The following is a 17,980-nucleotide window of genomic DNA, read 5'->3' on the forward strand; positions in this document are numbered from 1 at the left end:
TTATATATAGAGACACTTCAGTCTTCCAAGGAAAGTTCATCTGTGCCTGCATAGGATCTCCAGTCCTTCAGTCTAGATGTTTGCTATTAAAAATGTAGCTGTTTGCGCATATTCCATGGGCGCTACAGCTGTAAAGCGTTTGAATGCGATGATTTCAGCCCCGGGCATGAGCATGCTGCCGCGGCCGTCTGGGCAAAAACATCGGGCAAGCAAGCAAAACCCAGCGAAAATACGCGGTTGCTTATTCCACCCCCATTACTTTCTGAGCCCGCTGTGACGTCGAACCAAACTGCCAAACCCATTGATACCGCTACCCTGGACCGCCTGACCGGCGGTGCATTTACCGCCGCCACGGCGGGGGAACGGGCATCCCGTATCCGGGAGTGGTTGCTGACCCAACCTGCACCTGAGCAATTGGCCGATGTGTTCAAAGAACTCAGTGTCAAAGACAAGGGCGCCGCCAAGCTCGTGCGCGAGAAGCTGGATGAAGCCCGCCGGGCCAAGGGCCAAGAAGTGCTAGGCGCTGAGTGGGCAGCCAAGGCGCAAGCCTTGATTGACACCGGCAAACTGAATATTGCGGATGCATTGGCTTGGCAGCGTGACGCGGCCAAAGCTGGTGCCCCGTTGAGCAAAGAGCCTCTGCTGACACTCAAGACCCAGCTCGCCGAGCGTGTGCGCGGCATTGAAGACCTCCAACATCAGGTACAGGTACAGCGCGAGGCTGCGGTATTGCTCGCTCAGCGCATTGAAGTCTTGTCCACCAAGCCTCTGGCCGATGCACAAACCGCACTGGACGCCTTACGCACCGACGTGCAGCACTGGCAGGGTCAGGCCGACGGACTGGTGTCCAACACCAACTGGGTGAGCGTGGATGTCAAATTCCCGGCCTTGCTGGATGCTTCCAAAGGCCAGCTGCTGGTGGTATGGGATGCCTTTCAGGCGGCACTCGCCGTGGCTGTGGCTGCAGCCCAAGATGCTGCGGCACCTCTGCCACCCGTCCCCGTTTGGGCGGATGAAATCCGCGTAGCCCGCGGTGTTCCCCTCGTGGCCGAGCCCAAAGTGGCCAAACCCAAGGTGGACCCCGAGCTACGCGCCCGCGCGAATGCTGCCGTCAAAGCCGCACTGGCCACGGTAGAACAAGAGGTAGGCGAGGGACATGGCAAGGCCAGCGCCGGCGCTGCAGGTGCCTTGCGCAATGCGCTCAAGGAATTCGGCAAGCTGATTGATACCAAGCTCGAGAACCAGGCCCATGCCGCATTGGCAGCCGCCGGCGAGCTCGAAGGTTGGCAGCGCTGGCGCGCCGACCAGATCCGCGAAGAGCTGGTGGTCAAGGCCGAGGGCCTGCTCAAGCGTCCCGAAGGCCAGGCCATCGGTGGGCGCAAGATGCAGGAAACCTTGCGTTCCCTGCGCGACCAATGGAAGCAAACCGACCAGGGCGGCGTGCCCAACCACGCACTGTGGAAACGCTTTGATGAAGCATGTAACGAAGCCTACAAAGTGGTGGAAGGCTGGCTGGAGAAGGTCAAGGCCGAGTCTGCCGAACACCGTGCCCAGCGTTTGGCCCTGATTGAAGAAATCAAAGGCTGGGCGGCGGCCAACCGCACCGCCTTGGACGATGACTGGAAGGGCTTTAATCGCATCCTGCATCACTTCTCCGACCGCTGGCGTGATGCCGGTCACGTGGGCGAAAAAATGTTTGCAGAGCTGCAACCCTTGTGGAAGGCCGCTTTTGCCGAGGCTGCAGCTCCGCTGGAGGCTGTGCAGGCCCAAAGCCTAGCTGCCCGTCAGGCCATGATTGAAGAAGCCAAGCAACTGGGCGCCATGCCGGTGTTGCGGATTGATGCAGTCAAATCCTTGCAGCAACGCTGGCAAGCGCAGGCGCACGCCATTCCTGTGGATCGCCGTCAGGAGCAAAAGCTCTGGGATGCGTTCCGCAAGCCGATTGACGAAGCCTTCAACCGCAAGAGCGCGGAGCGTGAAAAGGCGGAAGCCGCACTGGGCGCCCGTGACCGCGTGGTGCTGGATGCTGCCAAGGCATTGGAAGCCGCCAATGCGTCCGGCGACGCTCAGGCCATCCGTGCGGCCATGGCGGCATTGGAGGCCGCGCTCCATGGACAAGCACAGGCCCAGGCCGATGTCGCCGCTGCGGGTGCGAACGAGCAGGCTGCCCAAGCCCTTGCACAAGTGGAGAATAAGGCTTTAGCGCCCGTGGATACTGCGCAAGCAGCTACAGAAAGCGTAGCAGATTCAGCAGTTGAAGTGGAGTCAACTGAAGATGCTGCACCCGCTGCCCCGGCTGCTGCGCCCAAGCCCGCACCCAGGCCCGTGGTGGCGGTGCGTGGCGACGATCGTCCCGGTATGAAGAAAGAAACGCCGGTGGATCCACGCGCTTCCAAGTGGGGTGACCGCAAAGATGCAGGCCGGGGTGGGCGTGATGCGCGTGACGGCGGAAAGCCCGGTTTCGGTGACCGTGGCCCCCGCCGCGATGACCGCGGTGGCTTTGGCGATCGCAGCCGTGCGCTCCAGTCCAGCGCCCCTCGTTTGGGCGATACAGCGTTCCGCGCCCAGCGTGATGCGCTTGAAAACGCCCAACAGGCGCTCAAAAAGCTGGCTGCACAAGCGCATGGAGAGGCCTTGGTACAGGTTCTCACCGCCTGGGAAAAGCGTGACGCGGCCTTGTTGCCCCCGGCTCAAGAGTTGGGTGGTCGTGCGGCAGCGCAGGCCCGTACTGCTTGGTCCAAGGCACTGGGTGCCGGGGCATCTGTCAAGGCCGAAGCTGCAGCACAACACCTGTTGCGCCTGGAAATGGCAGCAGAGGTCCCCACGCCGGCGGAGCATCTGGATGCTCGGCGCGGCTTGCAGCTGCAATTGCTGACCCGCCGCAACGATCCCGCGCCAGCACAAACTTGGGCTGAAGACACGTCCAAGGTGCTTTCTGCCGAGTTCGACGCTGCGCAGGCACGCCGCTTGCAGAACGTACTTAAAGTGCTGCTCAAACGCTGATTCCGGTGGTTGGATAACCGGGCTGCTTGTGAAACAATCAGTCCGGCCCCTGAGGGAGGGCACTCTTGAGAGGGGGGTGTGTGGACTCTGTAGATGACTTGCTGCGCCGATTGGAGCAGCTCAACGAGATCGGTACAGCCTTGTCCCGGGAGCGGGATATTGCCCGTTTGTTGGACAGCATCCTGCTGGCGGCCAAATCCATCACCCATGCGGATGCAGGTACCTTGTACCGTGTCACGGACGACCGCACTGCTCTGCGCTTTGAAATCATTAGGACGGCCTCGCTCAATATGGCGATGGGCGGGGTTTCCGGCAAGCCGATTGATTTTCCCGATCTGCCTTTGCACGGTGTGGACGGGCGCCCGAACGACTCCCTCGTGGCGGCCTATTCGGCGCTGCATAACCAGACGGTGAACATCGCTGATGCTTACACCGCTGCCGAATTCGACTTTTCCGGCACACGGCGCTTTGATGAGCGCACAGGCTATCGTTCCCAGTCCTTTTTAACGGTACCAATGAAAGACCATGAGGGGGACGTGATCGGGGTTCTGCAGTTGATCAATGCTACGGATCCTGTCACCGGGCAGGTGCGCAGCTTCAGCACCTCAGACCAGAGCCTGGCAGAGTCTTTGGCGTCCCAAGCGGCAATTGCCATTACCAATCGCGGGCTGATGACGCAGCTGGAGTCGCTGTTTGAGTCGTTTATCAGCCTGATTAACGTGGCGATCGATGAAAAGTCCCATTACACCGGAGGTCATTGTGAGCGCGTACCCGCGCTGACCATGATGTTGGCTGAAGCGGTGGATCAGACCCGTGATGGGCCATTGGCCGTCTTCCAGATGGGGGAACGGGATCGCTACGAACTCAAGATTGCAGGTTTGCTGCACGATTGCGGCAAAGTCACCACGCCGGTGCACGTGGTGGATAAAGCCACCAAACTACAAACCCTGTTTGACCGCATTGCGCTGGTGGATACGCGGTTTGAGGTCATCAAAAGAGATCGTGAGCTAGAGGCCTTGCGCGCCCAATTGGCGCTTCGCGATGTCAAAGACCCGGACGCGGAGGCAGCCCTGATGGCCGAAGCACGTGCTGATATCGACGCGTGGGATGCCGACCGTGAGTTTTTGCGTCAAACCAATCGTGGAACCGAGTACATGAGCGATGCGGCAGTGCAGCGCGTGCGTTCCATTGGTACTCAGACTAGCTGGCGCACCCCGGAGGGCGTGGAATCCGAGTTTCTGTCGGCCGATGAGATGGAGAACCTCTGTATCCGTGGCGGCACGTTGACTGCTGCGGAACGGGAGATCATCAACCACCATATCGTGGCCACCATCAAAATGCTGGAGCAGCTGCCATGGCCCAAACATCTGCGCAATGTGCCGGAATATGCGGGTGGCCACCATGAGCGTATGGATGGCAAAGGCTACCCCAAGGGCCTGACGCGGGAACAGATGTCTGTCCAGGCGCGCATCATGGGAATCGCCGATATATTTGAAGCCTTGACTGCCAAAGACCGACCCTACAAGCCGGGGATGAAGCTCTCACAGGCCATGCAGATCATGACCAAGTTTCGGGATACCGGGCATATCGACCCCGATTTGTTTGACGTGTTCGTGAAGGAGCGCGTTTATTTGCGCTACGCCGAGCAATTCCTGGATCCGTGGCAGATCGATGACGTGGAGCCGGCAGCCAGCTAGGACATGGGCCCGCAAGCTCCGGGGGGAAGTCGGCTGAACACCGCGTCACCTCCGGTGGCTGGAACTCGCAAGCGCAGAACTTCCGCCCGGTGGTAAGCACCATGGATATGCCAATCACTCAGTACCCAACGCGTCTGCCCATCAGGCAGTGTGTGGGTTGCGGGGCGGTGGGTGTGGCCGTGAATCATGACGTCTCCTGACGCCGATTTCAGCAGCTCGCAAGCGGCAAATTCATCCACATCCGCATATTCAAACCCGGAGGTTTTTTGTGCTTCGCTGCGTGCGCGGATGTCAGCAGCGATGTGCTGCCGTTCCGACAGAGGTTTGGATAGAAATTCCCGCTGCCATGCGTCAGAGCGCACCATGCTGCGGAAGACTTGGTAGTCTTTGTCGTCCAGGCACAAAGCATCGCCGTGAGTCAAAACCGTCCGTTTGCCTGCAAAGTGCAAGGTGCTCGGGTCTTGTAGCAGTGTGGCGTTAGCGGCCTGTGCGAGCCGTGCGCCCATCAAGAAATCCCGATTGCCGTGCAGTAAGTAGACAGGCAGACGCGTTGCCGTTAGCCTGATCGTCTCTGCGCAAGCGGCTTCAAAGGTTTCCGGGTTATCCAGCACATCGTCACCCACCCAGACTTCAAACAGGTCGCCAAGAATGAACAAGGCATCTGCGGTGGTGTTTTGCATGAACTGCACCCAAAGCGCATGGGTGCCGGGCTCGGATGCTTGGAGGTGGAGATCAGAAATGAAATCCACTTGCCGCCAGTGGAGCGGGGCGTTCAGTTCCACTGGCGGCATGAGGTTTACAGCGCGACGGCTTTTTCGATGATGACGTCTTCTTTGGGCACGTCATCATGGAAACCCTTGCGACCGGTTTTGACGGCCTTGATTTTGTCGACCACATCGGTGCCGGCTACTACTTTGCCGAAGACTGCGTAGCCCCAACCTTGCATGCTGGGGGCGGTGTGGTTCAAAAAGCCGTTGTCTGCAACGTTGATGAAGAACTGGGCAGTTGCGGAGTGCGGATCGCCAGTGCGGGCCATTGCCACGGTGTAGATGGCGTTTTTGAGGCCGTTGTTGGCTTCGTTTTCGATGGGAGCATCCGTGGACTTTTGGGCCATGCCGGGCTCCATGCCGCCGCCTTGGATCATGAATCCGGGGATTACACGGTGGAAGATGGTGTTGTTGTAGTGCCCCTTGTTCACGTAGGCCAGAAAGTTGGAGGTGGACTTGGGTGCTTTGTCTTGGTCCAGCTCAAGGGTGATGACACCGTAGCCGGCGATATGGAGTTCGACTTGAGGATTGCTCATGATTTAGGGAGCCAATGTGGCTGAGTTGATAACGATGGGGGTTTGAGGGACGTCCTGGTACATGCCGGCACTGGTCGTGGGCACTGTACGGATCTTGTCGATGGTGTCCATGCCTTGAATCACCTTTCCGAATACGGTGTACCCGTAACCATCCGGACGTGGTGCATTCAAGTTCTGGTTGTCCACCACATTGATAAAGAACTGTGCCGTTGCGCTGTGAGGGTCCGCGGTGCGGGCCATGGCGATGGTTCCGCGGTCGTTTTTGAGTTGGTTGTTGGCTTCCAAGGGTATGGGCGCACGGGTTGCTTTTTGCTGCATGGTGGGAGTGAATCCGCCACCCTGGACCATAAAGTTGGGAATGACACGGTGAAAAATGGTGCCGTTGTAATGCTTGTCTTTCACATACTGGACGAAGTTCTCAACCGTTTTGGGCGCTTTGTCAGAATAAAGCTCCACGGTGAAGTTTCCGGCCGTTGTCTGGAATACCACTTTGGTAGTCGGGGTCTGTGCATGTGAAGCGCAGGCCATACCCATGGCGAGTAACACTAGCAAAGAGCGAATAAAAGTTCGAAAGCGTCGGTCCATCAAAGGACTCCTTCATAAAAAATTTTCCATTGACCGTTTTGCCGCGTCCAATACTGGCGCTTGGTCCAGCCGATACGCGATCCTTCAGCGACTTCGCCAAAAGTGGCCACCATGGTCTCGGAGCTGTCGACCCAGTGCAGGTAGGACAAATCCTTGAGCTGGATCGTTCTCCCTTTGGTTTTTTCCATTTCACCCCGGAGCAGGGGTGTCCATTGAGCAAGCGATTTGCCATTGCTGTTGAAGTCCTGGGTGTAATGGGTGAGAACCTGGTTTACATCTCCGGCTGTTTTGGCATTTCGCCAAGCAAACAGCGCTTCTTCAAAGCCATTGCTGGCCGCTCTTGCTTTGGATGGGGTCACCCACTCCAGTTGCTGTGCAATCACCACAGGGGTTGCTCGGACGGCCACCGTCTGGATGATGTGGTCCAGATCCGGGTTTGCCAATACCACGCAGCCGTCGGTCGCCAGAGGGGGGCGCGAAAACTGGGTGGGTGGTGTGCCGTGCAGCCAGATGCCGCTGCCTGTTTTACCCCGTTTGGCATCGAGGACGTTGGGGTAACTGATGGGCAGGGCCCCTGAGCCGTAAAAATCCTTGAGCGATTTCGGATCAAGGTTGCTGGTGATGTAGTACACACCCAATGGAGTACGTTGGTCGCCTTCCACGGTCTTGGATGTGCCGGCCTTGCCGACTGAAATGTAGTAATCCGCCAACAGCGCCAAACCGGTGGGGGTGTTCTCAAACAGGTACAAGCGCGAGCGCGAGGCATCGACCGCGATGGCATGGCGTGTACTCGGGGCGAGCTGCTGGAACTGGATCGGGATGGTTCCAGGAACAGGCCGCTCTTTGAGTGCCTTAACGCGTTTGAGTGATTCTTCCCGGAGTTCTTTCAATGCGATGCCGCCCTCCTTGGCCATTGGAGCGGGTACGTCCCCCAATGTGCTCACAGGGCGAGTTCTTGCGACCAACAGATCGCCATAGACCAGTTGCGCCAGCTGGAAGTTCGGCAAGTCGGTGGCTAGCTTTTCGGCCTTCAAGAACGCATCCTTGCCGGCCCCCTGCCCAATCAGGTTATAGATCTCAATCAGCCTGGCCTCTGCCACACCGCCTGCATCCAGAGAAGATGGCGCCTGCTTGACAATGCCTGTCTTGGCCTCTTTCTTGTCATTGCGGCCATTGGCGGAGGCCCAATCAGCGGACAGTCCGAGAAATGCCATGGTCGCCAGCGGCAAGGCCAGACGTGACAAGCCGCTGCTGCGCAGCGCAAGAAAAGAGGTCATGAACACCTTGGTCAGAGAAGTCTGGACTTCAGTTCACGGATTCACGCACGATGAGCCAACGGTCGCCTGACTTGACCAAATCCAGTGATTTGCGGCTGGAAACTGCCAGTTCATTGGCCTTGTAATCCTGCCGGAATTTCGCTGTGGCTTTGGTCCCGTTGACGCTGATGTTCAGATTTTCCAGCTTCACACTGATCTTGGACTTGCTGGTGATGCGCTGTCGACGCTCTTCTTCCCATGCAGAGCGGCTGGTGCCGGATGGTGTTGCGAAATCTTTGCCATAAGCGGCAAGGTAGCCCTTCACATCACGCGCGGCCCATGCCTTGGCCCAATTCCGGACCGCGGTCTCCACATCCTTGTGTGCATTCGCACTGCTGTTGGGTTCTGCAGGGGCAGGTTTGGCCGGTGCTGGCGTTACTGGCGCTGCCGCTGGAGCAGGGGCCGCCGACGCGACAGGAGCCGGTGCAGCGGCCGCAGGCACTACAGCAGCCGGTTTGCTATTGGACACAGTTGCAGGCAAGGTAGGGGGCGCCTTGGCGACCGGTGTTTCAGGCAGAGATGGAGCCGGCTTGGTCACTGCTGGCGCGGAAGGCACGTTGCCGGTGGCAGCTGGCGTAGCAGGCAAGGATGCCGCTGTTGTGGGGCGCTGACCTTTGGCGGCAGCGGGGTTGAAGAGCTCGCGGATCAGGGCCAACTTGGGGCCGACAGCCGCGTTGCTACTGTCCAGCTGCAATGCCTTGCCGTAGGCTTGGCTGGCGAGTTTGGCATAAACGTCCCCCAAGTTTTCATGGGCAGTGGTGTAGCTGGGGTTGGTCCGAATAGCCATTTCCAAGGCCGTGCGGGCCTTGTCATATTGGCTTTGGCCTGCGTACAACACGGCCAGGTTGTTGTAGGGCTCTGGGAGCTCGGGATAGTCTTCAGTCAGCCGGGTGAATGTTGCAATCGCCTCGGAAGTTTTACCGGAATCTCGCTGTATGACGCCTTTGAGGAAGCGCATCTGGGGATCACGAGGCTTGGAGACCAAAAACTGGTCTGCCTTGGTCATGGCTTCCGCTAGCTTTCCGTTGCGAACCAGCTGCGCTACGTCTGCGTAATCGTCCGCGTGGGCGACGCCAAAAGAGAGGGTGGCAGCCAGTGCGATCCAACGGATTGCTGTGAAAACCTTGGTGGGGGCGTGCTTCATATTGCCTTTGAAATCTTGCGCTGCTAGAAGCCCTCGTCGTGGGGCTTTATACTGCGCTGCATTGTAGCTGAGGGGTTTGCGTCTTACCCCCAAGCAATCCCCCGTATAGATTCCTGGCGAGCCCCTCCATGACCCTTGTTGTCATAGTGGGCTCGCTGCTTTCGTCTTCAGGTCCTTGTCATCCATGAGTTTGCGCATTTTCAACACCCTGACGCGCTCCTTGCAGCCTTTCACCCCAATGGAACCTGGCCATGTGCGGATGTACGTCTGCGGCATGACCATTTATGACCTCTGTCATATTGGCCACGCCCGGATGATGATGGCGTTTGATGTGGTTCAGCGGTGGCTGAAATCCAGTGGTCTGCGAGTCACTTATGTGCGGAATATCACCGATATCGATGACAAGATCATCCGGCGCGCGGTAGAGCGCGGCATCACCATCCGCCAACTGACCGACGAAATGATTGCCGCCATGCACGCCGATATTGGTGCCTTGGCCATCGAAGCACCGTCGGTGGAGCCCCGTGCCACTGAATACGTGCCCCAAATGTTGTCCTTGATCGGCGAGCTGGAGGCCAAAGGGCTGGCGTATCGTTCCAACAATGGCGATGTCAATTATTCGGTTCGTAAGTTCGAGGGTTACGGGAAGCTTTCCGGCAAGTCGCTCGACGAACTGCGTGCAGGCGAACGAGTGGCTGTGCTGGATGGCAAGGAAGACCCACTGGACTTTGTGCTGTGGAAATCTGCAAAGCCGGAGGAGCCCCCGGAAGCCAAGTGGGACAGCACGTTCGGCACAGGTCGTCCGGGCTGGCACATCGAATGCTCCGCCATGAGCTGCGCAACCTTGGGCACAACTTTTGACATTCATGGTGGTGGTGCAGACTTGCAGTTCCCACACCATGAAAACGAAATTGCTCAGAGTGAAGGTGCCCATGGGCAGGCCTTGGCGAACTTCTGGATGCACAACGGTTTTGTGCGGGTGGACAACGAGAAGATGAGCAAGTCGCTGGGGAATTTCTTCACCATTCGCGACGTGCTCCGCCAATACGACGCAGAAACTGTGCGCTTTTTCATTGTGCGAGCCCATTACCGCAGCGCTTTGAATTACAGCGACGCCCACCTGGATGACGCACGTCAGGCTTTAAAGCGTCTGTACACAGCTCTCAGCCAAGTACAAGCAACAGACATCAGTATTGATTGGGGTAACCCGTTTGCCGCCCGTTTCAAGGCCGCGATGGATGAGGATTTCGGCACCCCTGAGGCGGTGGCTGTGTTGTTTGACCTTGCGGGGGAGGTAAACCGCTCCAAGTCTGTGGAGGCAGCGTCCTTGTTGAAGGCGCTGGGTGCTTGTCTCGGGCTATTGCAGGCTGATGCCAATGCCTATTTGCAATCGGGTGCGGGGCTGGATGAAGCCACGATCCAGCAACGTATCGCTGACCGTGCTGCAGCCAAAGCGGCCAAAGACTTTGCCCAAGCTGACGCGATTCGCAAAGACTTGCTTGCCCAAGGCATTGTGTTGAAAGATTCTGCGGCTGGTACCACCTGGGAGGTAGCGCAGTAATGGCCGTTGCCCCCACAGCCGCTGCTGACGTGGTTACTACGCCCTATTTCTGGGAAGAAGCCTGTAAGCACCTGATGAAGAAAGACCGGGTGATGAAGCGCTTGATCCCCCAGTTCGGGGACGCGTGTTTGCAGACCCGCGGTGATGCATTCGTGACTTTGGCACGCAGCATCATCGGGCAGCAGATTTCCGTCAAGGCGGCCCAAACCGTGTGGGATCGATTCGCCGTCTTGCCCAAAAAGCTGACACCGGCCAACGTGCTTAAGCTAAAAGTGGACGACATGCGCGCCGCCGGTTTGAGTGCCCGCAAGGTGGAGTATCTGGTGGATTTGGCCTTGCATTTCGACAACGGAGCCTTGCACGTTAAAGACTGGGACAGTATGGAAGATGAGGAAATCATCGCCGAGCTGGTGTCTATTCGCGGTATCGGCCGCTGGACGGCGGAGATGTTTTTGATCTTCCATTTGATGCGTCCGAACGTGCTGCCCTTGGATGACGACGGTTTGATCACCGGCATCAGCCAAAACTATTTTTCGGGCGATGTGGTGAGCCGCAGCGATGCGCGCGAGGTTGCCGCCGCCTGGGCGCCATATTGCAGCGTTGCAACTTGGTATATTTGGCGGTCTCTCGACCCGCTACCGGTCGCGTACTAACGGGTGCCGGCACAGGCTGTGCCAGTACCGCAAGAAGGAGAAAAACGTTGGCAAAAAAGACTTTCCTCGATTTCGAGCAGCCCATTGCGGAGCTTGAAGGCAAGATTGAAGAATTGCGCTACGTCCAGAATGAATCGGCGGTGGATATCTCTGCCGAAATCGATCAGCTGAGCAAGAAGAGCCAGCAACTCACCAAAGACATTTACAGTGACCTGACCCCTTGGCAGATCACCAAAATCGCTCGTCACGCTGAGCGCCCCTACACCCTCGACTATGTTAGCGAAATCTTCACCCATTTCGTCGAACTGCACGGAGACCGCCACTTTGCAGACGATTTGAGCATCGTGGGCGGCTTGGCTCGTTTCAATGGCACGCCTTGCATGGTCATTGGCCAACAAAAAGGCCGTGACACCAAAGAGCGCGGTCTGCGCAACTTCGGCATGAGCAAGCCCGAGGGCTACCGCAAGGCCCTGCGCTTGATGAAGCTGGCTGAAAAGTTCAAATTGCCGGTATTCACCTTTGTGGATACTCCTGGTGCGTACCCCGGCATTGACGCCGAAGAGCGTGGCCAGTCAGAAGCCATTGGCCGCAACATTTTTGAGATGGCCCAGCTGGAGGTACCCATCATCACCACCATCATCGGTGAAGGCGGTTCCGGGGGCGCATTGGCGATTTCGGTGGCCGATCAGGTCATCATGTTGCAGTACTCGGTCTACTCGGTGATCAGCCCGGAAGGATGTGCATCTATTCTCTGGAAGACCTCTGACAAAGCGCAAGAAGCTGCCGATGCATTGGGCATCACCGCCCACCGTTTGAAGGCTTTGGGGCTGGTCGACAAAATCGTGAACGAGCCCGTGGGCGGTGCTCACCGAGATACCAAGCAAGCAGCTGCGTTCCTCAAGCGCGCGTTATCGGATGCTTACCGCCAGATCAGCGACCTCAAAGTCAAAGAACTGGTCGATCGTCGCTACGAGCGCTTACAAAGCTACGGCCGCTTTACAGATACCAAGGCTGCCGGGAAGTAAATGCCAGGCCGTGTTGCATGACACAGTCTTTTGACCAAGCGATGCGGGCCTTTGAGCCCGCTTTGCCTTTGGGGGTGGCTTACAGTGGTGGCGCGGATTCCTCTGCCTTGCTAGTAGCTTGTGCCCGTAAATGGCCGGGGCAAGTGGTGGCCATTCACGTCAATCATGGGCTGCAAGCGGCGGCTGCTGACTTTGAAGCCCATTGCCGAAGCGTGTGCAGTCGTCTCGGTATTCCGCTGCATGTGGAGGCAGTGCATGCCCATGCAGTTCCCGGGCAAAGCCCGGAAGATGCTGCCCGCATTGCACGATATAAGGCTTTTGATGCTCTGGCGCAGATGGAATGTGCGGAAGTAGCTATTAAATCTATAGCAATTGCCCAGCATGCTGATGATCAGGTAGAGACAGTGTTGCTGGCTCTTGGCAGAGGCGCAGGCCTGGCTGGTCTTAGCGGCATGCCTGCTCAATGGCAGCGCGGCAATGTCCATTTCTTTCGTCCATTGCTACAGGTCGCCGGTGACGCACTCCAACAATGGCTGGTAGCCAACAATGAGCCCTGGGTGTCGGACCCCACGAACGCTGACCATCGCTATACCCGCAACCATATCCGCTCTGCGTTGTTGCCCGCACTGCAGCGGGTCTTTCCGCAGTTTTTGGACACGTTTGCCCGCAGTGCCCGACACGCCGCGGAAGCAGAGTCGCTCTTGGTCGAGATGGCCGATGAGGATTGGCGTACGGTGGAGCGTGAGGCGACAAGCCGGCCTGATATTCGCAGTCTGCAAGCGCTCTCGCCGGCGCGACAGTCGAATGTACTGCGGCGCTGGCTGAAACTTGAGCATGGCGTGATCCCCCAAGCTTCCCAGTTGTTGGAGTTGCGCAAGCAGGTACAGGCGTGCACGACGCGGGGTCACCGCATTCACCTTAAAGTGGGAAATGGATTCGTGACGCGGCGCGGCGCTACTCTGGAGTGGCGGCAGGCTGAATCTTTGAATTGACAGTAAAGACACCCACTGTGTGTTCTGAAGTGCTAACTTTCCGCACTACATATCGCTTTCGGTCCTGAGTTTGAAAAAACGGGTCTGAGTCGTGAGATAATACCGGCTGTCAGGAAACGTGACCGAGTGGCCGAAGGTGCTCCCCTGCTAAGGGAGTATGGGGTGTAGAGCCTCATCGAGGGTTCGAATCCCTCCGTTTCCGCCAAGTCAGAGCCCCAAACAGTTCGCTGTTTGGGGCTTTTTCTTTGCCAGCATCCAAGACCGCGTTGCCCACAAAAAAGCCCGAAAGATATCGGGCACTTTTTTGTCGGGCATTGTCTGTTCAGAACGTTATGCCCGCCGGATTGGAGGGCGAAGGGGCGGATGGGGCTGGCGGTGTAACTATCTCAACGTCAGCAGGCTTGGCCACAGGTTCCGCTTTGGGTGGTGTGGCTTTCTGCACAGCGACCAATGGAGCGGCTGCCGGGTAGCGGTAGGACTTGGGCAGCATAGGGTTCTTGGGGTAGCCAGCGGCATCCAAGTACTGGGTCCACTCCGTATCGGAGAATCCTTTGAGTTTTTGCGCACCCAAGGTTGCATAAGGCAGGGTGGCCTCGCCGGAGAGCCTTTGCAGGGCCTCGCTGTCCTCTGCAGTTGCAATCGTCTTTTCGCTGAAGGGCACACCGCGGGATTTCAACATCGTGCGTGCCGAGTCGCAAGGGGCGCATTGCGCGGATGTGTAGAGAGTAAATGGATACTTGGACACGACTTGCCGCAACTCGAATGGCAGGTCACCGCCGGTCGTGCCGCCACCGGGGGTGACCGGTGTCGCAGTACCGACAGTGCCTTGGGCTGCAGTGGGAGGCTTGTCCGAAAAAGTGACCTTGCCATCGGGTCCTACGATTTTGTAAATGCCTTGGGACTGTGCGATACCTGCCGTCACCAGCAGGGCCAAGCCCAATGCCATTGAAGTGCGTGAAGCCATGGTCGTGATCCTTAAGGTTTGAAGCGATAGAGTCGGTTGCATCAGCCCGATTATTGGACAGACATGCCTTGGTGGCGCAATAGGGCGTCCAAGGAGGGTTTACGGCCGCGGAAAGCCTTGAACGACTCCATGGCGGGCCGGCTACCGCCGGCTTCGAGAATGGCTGTGCGGTAGCGTTTTCCGGTTTCCGGATTTGCGCTGCCGTCAGCTCCCACGGTCTCTTCAAAGGCCGCGTATGCATCTGCGCTCAGTACCTCTGCCCACTTGTAGCTGTAATAGCCTGCCGCGTAGCCTCCGGCGAAAATGTGGCTGAACGTATGCGCGGTGCGGCTCCAAGCCGGTGACTGCAACACGGCAACCTCATCCCTCACTTGTTTCAGCAGCGGCATGATGTCGTTGCCGGGCGTGTGCTGGGAATGCAACAACATGTCAAACAAAGCAAACTCTATTTGGCGCAGCGTTTGCATGCCGCTCTGGAAATTCTTGGCGGCCAACATCTTTTCGAACAGTGCGCGTGGCAGGGGTTCGCTGGTATCCACGTGGGCGGTCATGTGTTGAAGCACATTCCACTCCCAGCAGAAATTTTCCATGAACTGGCTGGGCAGCTCCACCGCATCCCACTCCACGCCACTGATGCCGGATACATCCCGCTCGTTCACCTGGGTCAGCATGTGGTGCAGGCCGTGGCCGAACTCGTGGAACAGTGTCGTCACATCATCGTGAGACAGCAGGGCCGGTTTTTTGACGCCGTTGACTTCGATGCCGTCGGCAAAGTTGCAGACCAAGTGGGCGACCGGGGTCTGCAAGGTGCCGGTGTCCGGACGCAGCCAACGGGTGCGCACATCGTCCATCCAGGCGCCACCGCGCTTGCCGCTTCGGGCGCTCGGGTCCAGGTAAAACTGTCCGATCAGCTTGCGGCCCTGCGGGCCGACCCGTTCCATGCGGTAGAACGATACGCCGGCGTTCCAGACCGGTGCGGTGTCCGGGCTGATTTCCACATCGAACAGCGTTTCGATGATTTTGAACAAGCCCGCCAACACCTTGGGGAACGTGAAGTACTGTTTGACCTCTTGCTCGCTGAAGGCATAACGGGCTTCTTTGAGCTTTTCAGAGATATACGGCCAGTCCCATGGTTGCGGGTCGATGAGCTGCAATTCATCCTTGGCAAAAGCGCGAAGGTCTGCCACGTCCTTTTCCGCGAAGGGGCGTGCTTTGCGGGCCAGGTCCCGCAGGAAGCGGATGACGGTGTCAGGAGAGTCCGCCATCTTGGGCACCACCGACAGCGTGGCGAAGTCGGGGTAACCGAGAAGCTGGGCTTCTTCTTTGCGCAGGGCCAGAATGCCGTTGATGACCTCGGTGTTGTCGAATTTACGGAAATCTTCGGCAGCTTCTTGGGATGCGCGGGTCGCATAGGCCCGGTAGAGCATGCCCCGCAGGGTGCTGCTGGTAGCGAACTGCATGACCGGCAGGTAGCACGGCATTTTGAGCGTGAGCTTGTAGCCTTCTTTGCCCTCAGCTTCTGCAGCGCTGCGGGCAGCTTGCACCACATCGGCCGGTACACCCTCCAGTTCAGCCAGAGTGGCGTAGTAGCTGAAGGCGTCCGTGGCGTCGAGCGTGTTTTCGCTGAATTTTTGCCCCAATTCAGCCTGCTTTTCCTGGATCTCGGCAAACCGTTCGCGCGCTGCGCCTTGCAGGTCGGCGCCGCCCAGTACGAAGTTGCGCACGGCATTTTTGTGTGCTTGCAACTGCTCTGAGTTCAGCCGGGCTGTGTCGATGGCTTTGTACTTGGCAAACAGGCGTTCGTCGGCGCCGAGACGGGTCCAGAACTCAGTCACCTTGGGCAGGGCCGCGTTGTACGCGGCGCGCAGCTCGGGGCTGTCTGCTACGCTGTTCAAGTGACTTACGGCACCCCAAGCCAAACCCAAGCGTTCGGTTGCCACATCCAGCACCGACGCGATGGCCGTCCACTCTGCAGGAAAAGATGCTGCCGTTACTTGCTCCAGAGCAGCATCGGCGCTGGCAAGAAGTTCGTCTACCGCCGGGCCGACGTCAGCGGGTGTGATGCGGTCGAAAAGAGGGAGCGGGGCGTTTTGGAGCAGTGGATTCATGGTGCCAGAGGTGTGCGATTCAGAGCTATGCAGATGCGGGCGAGGCGTGACTAAACAAGGCCACGCGCGGCCGCGTCACGCTCTGCAGATTCCATGGTGTTGACCAGCAGCATGGTGATGGTCATGGGGCCCACGCCGCCGGGCACCGGAGTGATGTAACCGGCCACCTGGCTGACGCCCGCGTAGTCCACATCGCCGCACAGTTTGCCTTCGTCGTTGCGGTTCATGCCCACATCGATGACCACGGCGCCTGGCTTGACCATGTCGGCTGTCAATACATTGCGCTTGCCCACTGCCGCCACAATCACATCGGCTTGCAAGGTCATCGCTTTGAGGTCGGATGTCGCGCTGTGGCACATGGTGACCGTAGCGCTCTTTTGCAGCAACATCATGGCCATGGGTTTGCCCACGATGTTGGAGCGGCCGATCACCACGGCATGCTTGCCGCGCAAGTCATAACCAATGCTCTCCAGCATTTTCATGCAGCCGTAAGGAGTGCAGGGCCAGAAACCGGGCTGGCCCACCATCAGCGCGCCGGCGCTGGCGATGTGAAAGCCGTCCACGTCTTTGGTTGGGGCGATGGATTCGATGACTTTGTTGGCATCAATGTGTGCGGGTAAGGGCAGCTGCACCAGGATGCCATGGATAGACGGGTCGTTGTTGAGTGCCTCCACCCGGGCGAGCAACTCGGCTTCGGTCATGCTGGCGTCGTACTTCTCCAGCACCGAATGCAAGCCCGCATCCGAGCAAGCCTTCACCTTGTTGCGCACATAGACCTGAGAAGCAGGGTTGTCGCCAACCAAAACCACAGCCAGTCCTGGAGTGAGGCCTCGGGCCTTGAGTGCGTCGGTGCGGCGGGCAACGTCGGCTCGGAGTTGGGCGGCGAGGGCATTGCCGTCGATGATCTGGGCAGTGGTGGAAGCTGTCATTCTTGATCTTGAAGTAAAAACGCCCGCAGCGAAGGCAGGGCGGGCGCAGGTAGCTATAAAGTTGGTAGCGTCAGGTTTTCGGGGTGTTCTGGCCGAGTGCAATTTTCAGCAGGTCGGCCACCGTGTTGGCACTGAGCTTTTCCATGATGTTGGCGCGGTGCGCCTCCACCGTCTTGATGCTGATGCCCAGGTCATCCGCAATCTGCTTGTTCAGGCGGCCCGCGACAATGCGCTCCAGCACTTGGCTTTCACGCAAGGTCAACTTGGAGAGCAGGGCGTCACGGTTGACCGCCAATTGGTAGTCGGCAAAGGTGTCCTTGGCGTGATCGAGCATGCGTTCCACGAGACTGACCAGTTGGTCTTCCTTGAAGGGCTTCTGGATGAAATCCATGGCGCCTTTTTTCATGCTGTCCACGGCCATGGGCACGTCGCCGTGACCGGTGATGAACACGATAGGCAAAGGGGACTTGGCTTCGATCAGCCGGGTCTGCAGTTCCAAGCCCGTCATGCCACCCATTCGGATGTCGACGATCAGGCAGGCCACTTCACGCGCGTCATAGCGACTCAGGAAAGACTCCGCAGAATCAAAACACCGAACCCGGTACCCCTTGCCCTCCAGCAACCATTGCAGCGAATCGCGCACTGCTTCGTCATCGTCTACGACGTAAACCGTTCCTTTTTTGGGGATCAAGCTCATTCA

The 17,980-nt window shown here is 58.3% G+C and carries 15 protein-coding genes and 1 tRNA gene; 7 read left to right on the forward strand and 9 right to left on the reverse strand.

Annotated elements, in window-relative coordinates; all coding sequences use genetic code 11:
* The first annotated feature begins 273 nt into the window (after positions 1-273).
* Together RAN89_RS10870 and RAN89_RS10875 are read left to right on the forward strand one after the other, a co-directional pair.
* Entirely contained in the window at positions 274-3,003 is a 2,730-nt protein-coding gene (locus RAN89_RS10870; RefSeq protein WP_313866328.1) for a DUF349 domain-containing protein, read from the forward strand.
* Between the two features lie 80 nt (positions 3,004-3,083).
* A complete protein-coding gene (locus RAN89_RS10875; protein WP_313866329.1) occupies positions 3,084-4,700 on the forward strand; it encodes an HD domain-containing phosphohydrolase in 1,617 nt (538 codons plus the stop codon).
* On the opposite strand, the gene RAN89_RS10880 is transcribed toward RAN89_RS10875, so the two are convergent.
* Genes RAN89_RS10880 through RAN89_RS10900 form a run of 5 tightly spaced genes read right to left on the reverse strand, consistent with a single transcriptional unit; the run spans position 4,697 to position 9,048 of the window.
* Positions 4,697-5,491, reverse strand: coding sequence for a UDP-2,3-diacylglucosamine diphosphatase (locus tag RAN89_RS10880; RefSeq protein WP_313866330.1), 795 nt, complete (start codon positions 5,489-5,491; stop codon positions 4,697-4,699). The genes RAN89_RS10875 and RAN89_RS10880 overlap by 4 nt on opposite strands.
* A gap of 5 nt (positions 5,492-5,496) precedes the next feature.
* Entirely contained in the window at positions 5,497-6,003 is a 507-nt protein-coding gene (locus tag RAN89_RS10885; protein ID WP_313866331.1) for a peptidylprolyl isomerase, read from the reverse strand.
* 3 nt (positions 6,004-6,006) lie between these two features.
* Positions 6,007-6,537 (reverse strand): peptidylprolyl isomerase, encoded by a 531-nt coding sequence (locus tag RAN89_RS10890; RefSeq protein WP_313869381.1) that lies wholly within the window; start codon positions 6,535-6,537, stop codon positions 6,007-6,009.
* 50 nt (positions 6,538-6,587) lie between these two features.
* Positions 6,588-7,865, reverse strand: a complete 1,278-nt coding sequence (locus RAN89_RS10895) for a L,D-transpeptidase family protein (RefSeq protein ID WP_313866332.1) — start codon at positions 7,863-7,865, stop codon at positions 6,588-6,590.
* Positions 7,866-7,893: 28 nt separating this feature from the next.
* Complete coding sequence (locus RAN89_RS10900) at positions 7,894-9,048, reverse strand: L,D-transpeptidase Cds6 family protein (protein WP_313866333.1); 1,155 nt, start codon at positions 9,046-9,048, stop codon at positions 7,894-7,896.
* Between the two features lie 184 nt (positions 9,049-9,232).
* On the opposite strand from RAN89_RS10900, the gene cysS reads away from it, so the two are divergent.
* The 5 genes from cysS to RAN89_RS10925 all read left to right on the forward strand — a co-directional run bounded on the left by cysS (position 9,233) and on the right by RAN89_RS10925 (position 13,484).
* Complete coding sequence (gene cysS, locus RAN89_RS10905) at positions 9,233-10,609, forward strand: cysteine--tRNA ligase (RefSeq protein WP_313866334.1); 1,377 nt, start codon at positions 9,233-9,235, stop codon at positions 10,607-10,609.
* Entirely contained in the window at positions 10,609-11,262 is a 654-nt protein-coding gene (locus RAN89_RS10910; RefSeq protein WP_087493623.1) for a DNA-3-methyladenine glycosylase family protein, read from the forward strand. The genes cysS and RAN89_RS10910 overlap by 1 nt, the downstream gene beginning before the upstream one ends.
* 47 nt (positions 11,263-11,309) lie before the next feature.
* On the forward strand, positions 11,310-12,287 hold the full coding sequence (locus RAN89_RS10915; RefSeq protein ID WP_313866335.1) for an acetyl-CoA carboxylase carboxyltransferase subunit alpha: 978 nt from the start codon (positions 11,310-11,312) through the stop codon (positions 12,285-12,287).
* A gap of 17 nt (positions 12,288-12,304) precedes the next feature.
* Positions 12,305-13,279, forward strand: a complete 975-nt coding sequence (gene tilS / locus RAN89_RS10920) for a tRNA lysidine(34) synthetase TilS (protein ID WP_313866336.1) — start codon at positions 12,305-12,307, stop codon at positions 13,277-13,279.
* Positions 13,280-13,391: 112 nt separating this feature from the next.
* Positions 13,392-13,484: transfer RNA gene (locus tag RAN89_RS10925), tRNA-Ser, on the forward strand.
* Between the two features lie 117 nt (positions 13,485-13,601).
* Here RAN89_RS10925 and RAN89_RS10930 read toward each other — a convergent pair.
* The 4 genes from RAN89_RS10930 to RAN89_RS10945 all read right to left on the reverse strand — a co-directional run bounded on the left by RAN89_RS10930 (position 13,602) and on the right by RAN89_RS10945 (position 17,977).
* Positions 13,602-14,243: a glutaredoxin domain-containing protein gene (locus RAN89_RS10930; protein WP_313866337.1), complete on the reverse strand. Its 642-nt coding sequence runs from the start codon at positions 14,241-14,243 to the stop codon at positions 13,602-13,604.
* A gap of 50 nt (positions 14,244-14,293) precedes the next feature.
* Positions 14,294-16,351, reverse strand: a complete 2,058-nt coding sequence (locus RAN89_RS10935; protein ID WP_313866338.1) for a M3 family metallopeptidase — start codon at positions 16,349-16,351, stop codon at positions 14,294-14,296.
* A gap of 50 nt (positions 16,352-16,401) precedes the next feature.
* Complete coding sequence (gene folD / locus RAN89_RS10940; RefSeq protein ID WP_313866339.1) at positions 16,402-17,280, reverse strand: bifunctional methylenetetrahydrofolate dehydrogenase/methenyltetrahydrofolate cyclohydrolase FolD; 879 nt, start codon at positions 17,278-17,280, stop codon at positions 16,402-16,404.
* A 70-nt stretch (positions 17,281-17,350) separates the two neighbouring features.
* A complete protein-coding gene (locus RAN89_RS10945) occupies positions 17,351-17,977 on the reverse strand; it encodes a response regulator transcription factor (RefSeq protein ID WP_313866340.1) in 627 nt (208 codons plus the stop codon).
* Positions 17,978-17,980: the final 3 nt, after the last annotated feature.

The sequence above is a fragment of the Rhodoferax mekongensis genome (genome assembly GCF_032191775.1).
GTDB classification, from domain to species: domain Bacteria; phylum Pseudomonadota; class Gammaproteobacteria; order Burkholderiales; family Burkholderiaceae_C; genus Allorhodoferax; species Allorhodoferax mekongensis.

Excerpts from the sequence above, each read along its gene's own strand:
- tilS (WP_313866336.1), top strand. The coding sequence starts at position 12,305 with ATGACACAGTCTTTTGACCAAGCGATGCGGGCCTTTGAGCCCGCTTTG.
- folD (WP_313866339.1), bottom strand. The coding sequence starts at position 17,280 with ATGACAGCTTCCACCACTGCCCAGATCATCGACGGCAATGCCCTCGCC.
- RAN89_RS10930 (WP_313866337.1), bottom strand. The coding sequence starts at position 14,243 with ATGGCTTCACGCACTTCAATGGCATTGGGCTTGGCCCTGCTGGTGACG.
- RAN89_RS10900 (WP_313866333.1), bottom strand. The coding sequence starts at position 9,048 with ATGAAGCACGCCCCCACCAAGGTTTTCACAGCAATCCGTTGGATCGCA.
- RAN89_RS10880 (WP_313866330.1), bottom strand. The coding sequence starts at position 5,491 with ATGCCGCCAGTGGAACTGAACGCCCCGCTCCACTGGCGGCAAGTGGAT.
- RAN89_RS10885 (WP_313866331.1), bottom strand. The coding sequence starts at position 6,003 with ATGAGCAATCCTCAAGTCGAACTCCATATCGCCGGCTACGGTGTCATC.
- RAN89_RS10890 (WP_313869381.1), bottom strand. The coding sequence starts at position 6,537 with ATGGGTATGGCCTGCGCTTCACATGCACAGACCCCGACTACCAAAGTG.
- RAN89_RS10945 (WP_313866340.1), bottom strand. The coding sequence starts at position 17,977 with ATGAGCTTGATCCCCAAAAAAGGAACGGTTTACGTCGTAGACGATGAC.
- RAN89_RS10935 (WP_313866338.1), bottom strand. The coding sequence starts at position 16,351 with ATGAATCCACTGCTCCAAAACGCCCCGCTCCCTCTTTTCGACCGCATC.
- RAN89_RS10910 (WP_087493623.1), top strand. The coding sequence starts at position 10,609 with ATGGCCGTTGCCCCCACAGCCGCTGCTGACGTGGTTACTACGCCCTAT.
- RAN89_RS10895 (WP_313866332.1), bottom strand. The coding sequence starts at position 7,865 with ATGACCTCTTTTCTTGCGCTGCGCAGCAGCGGCTTGTCACGTCTGGCC.
- cysS (WP_313866334.1), top strand. The coding sequence starts at position 9,233 with ATGAGTTTGCGCATTTTCAACACCCTGACGCGCTCCTTGCAGCCTTTC.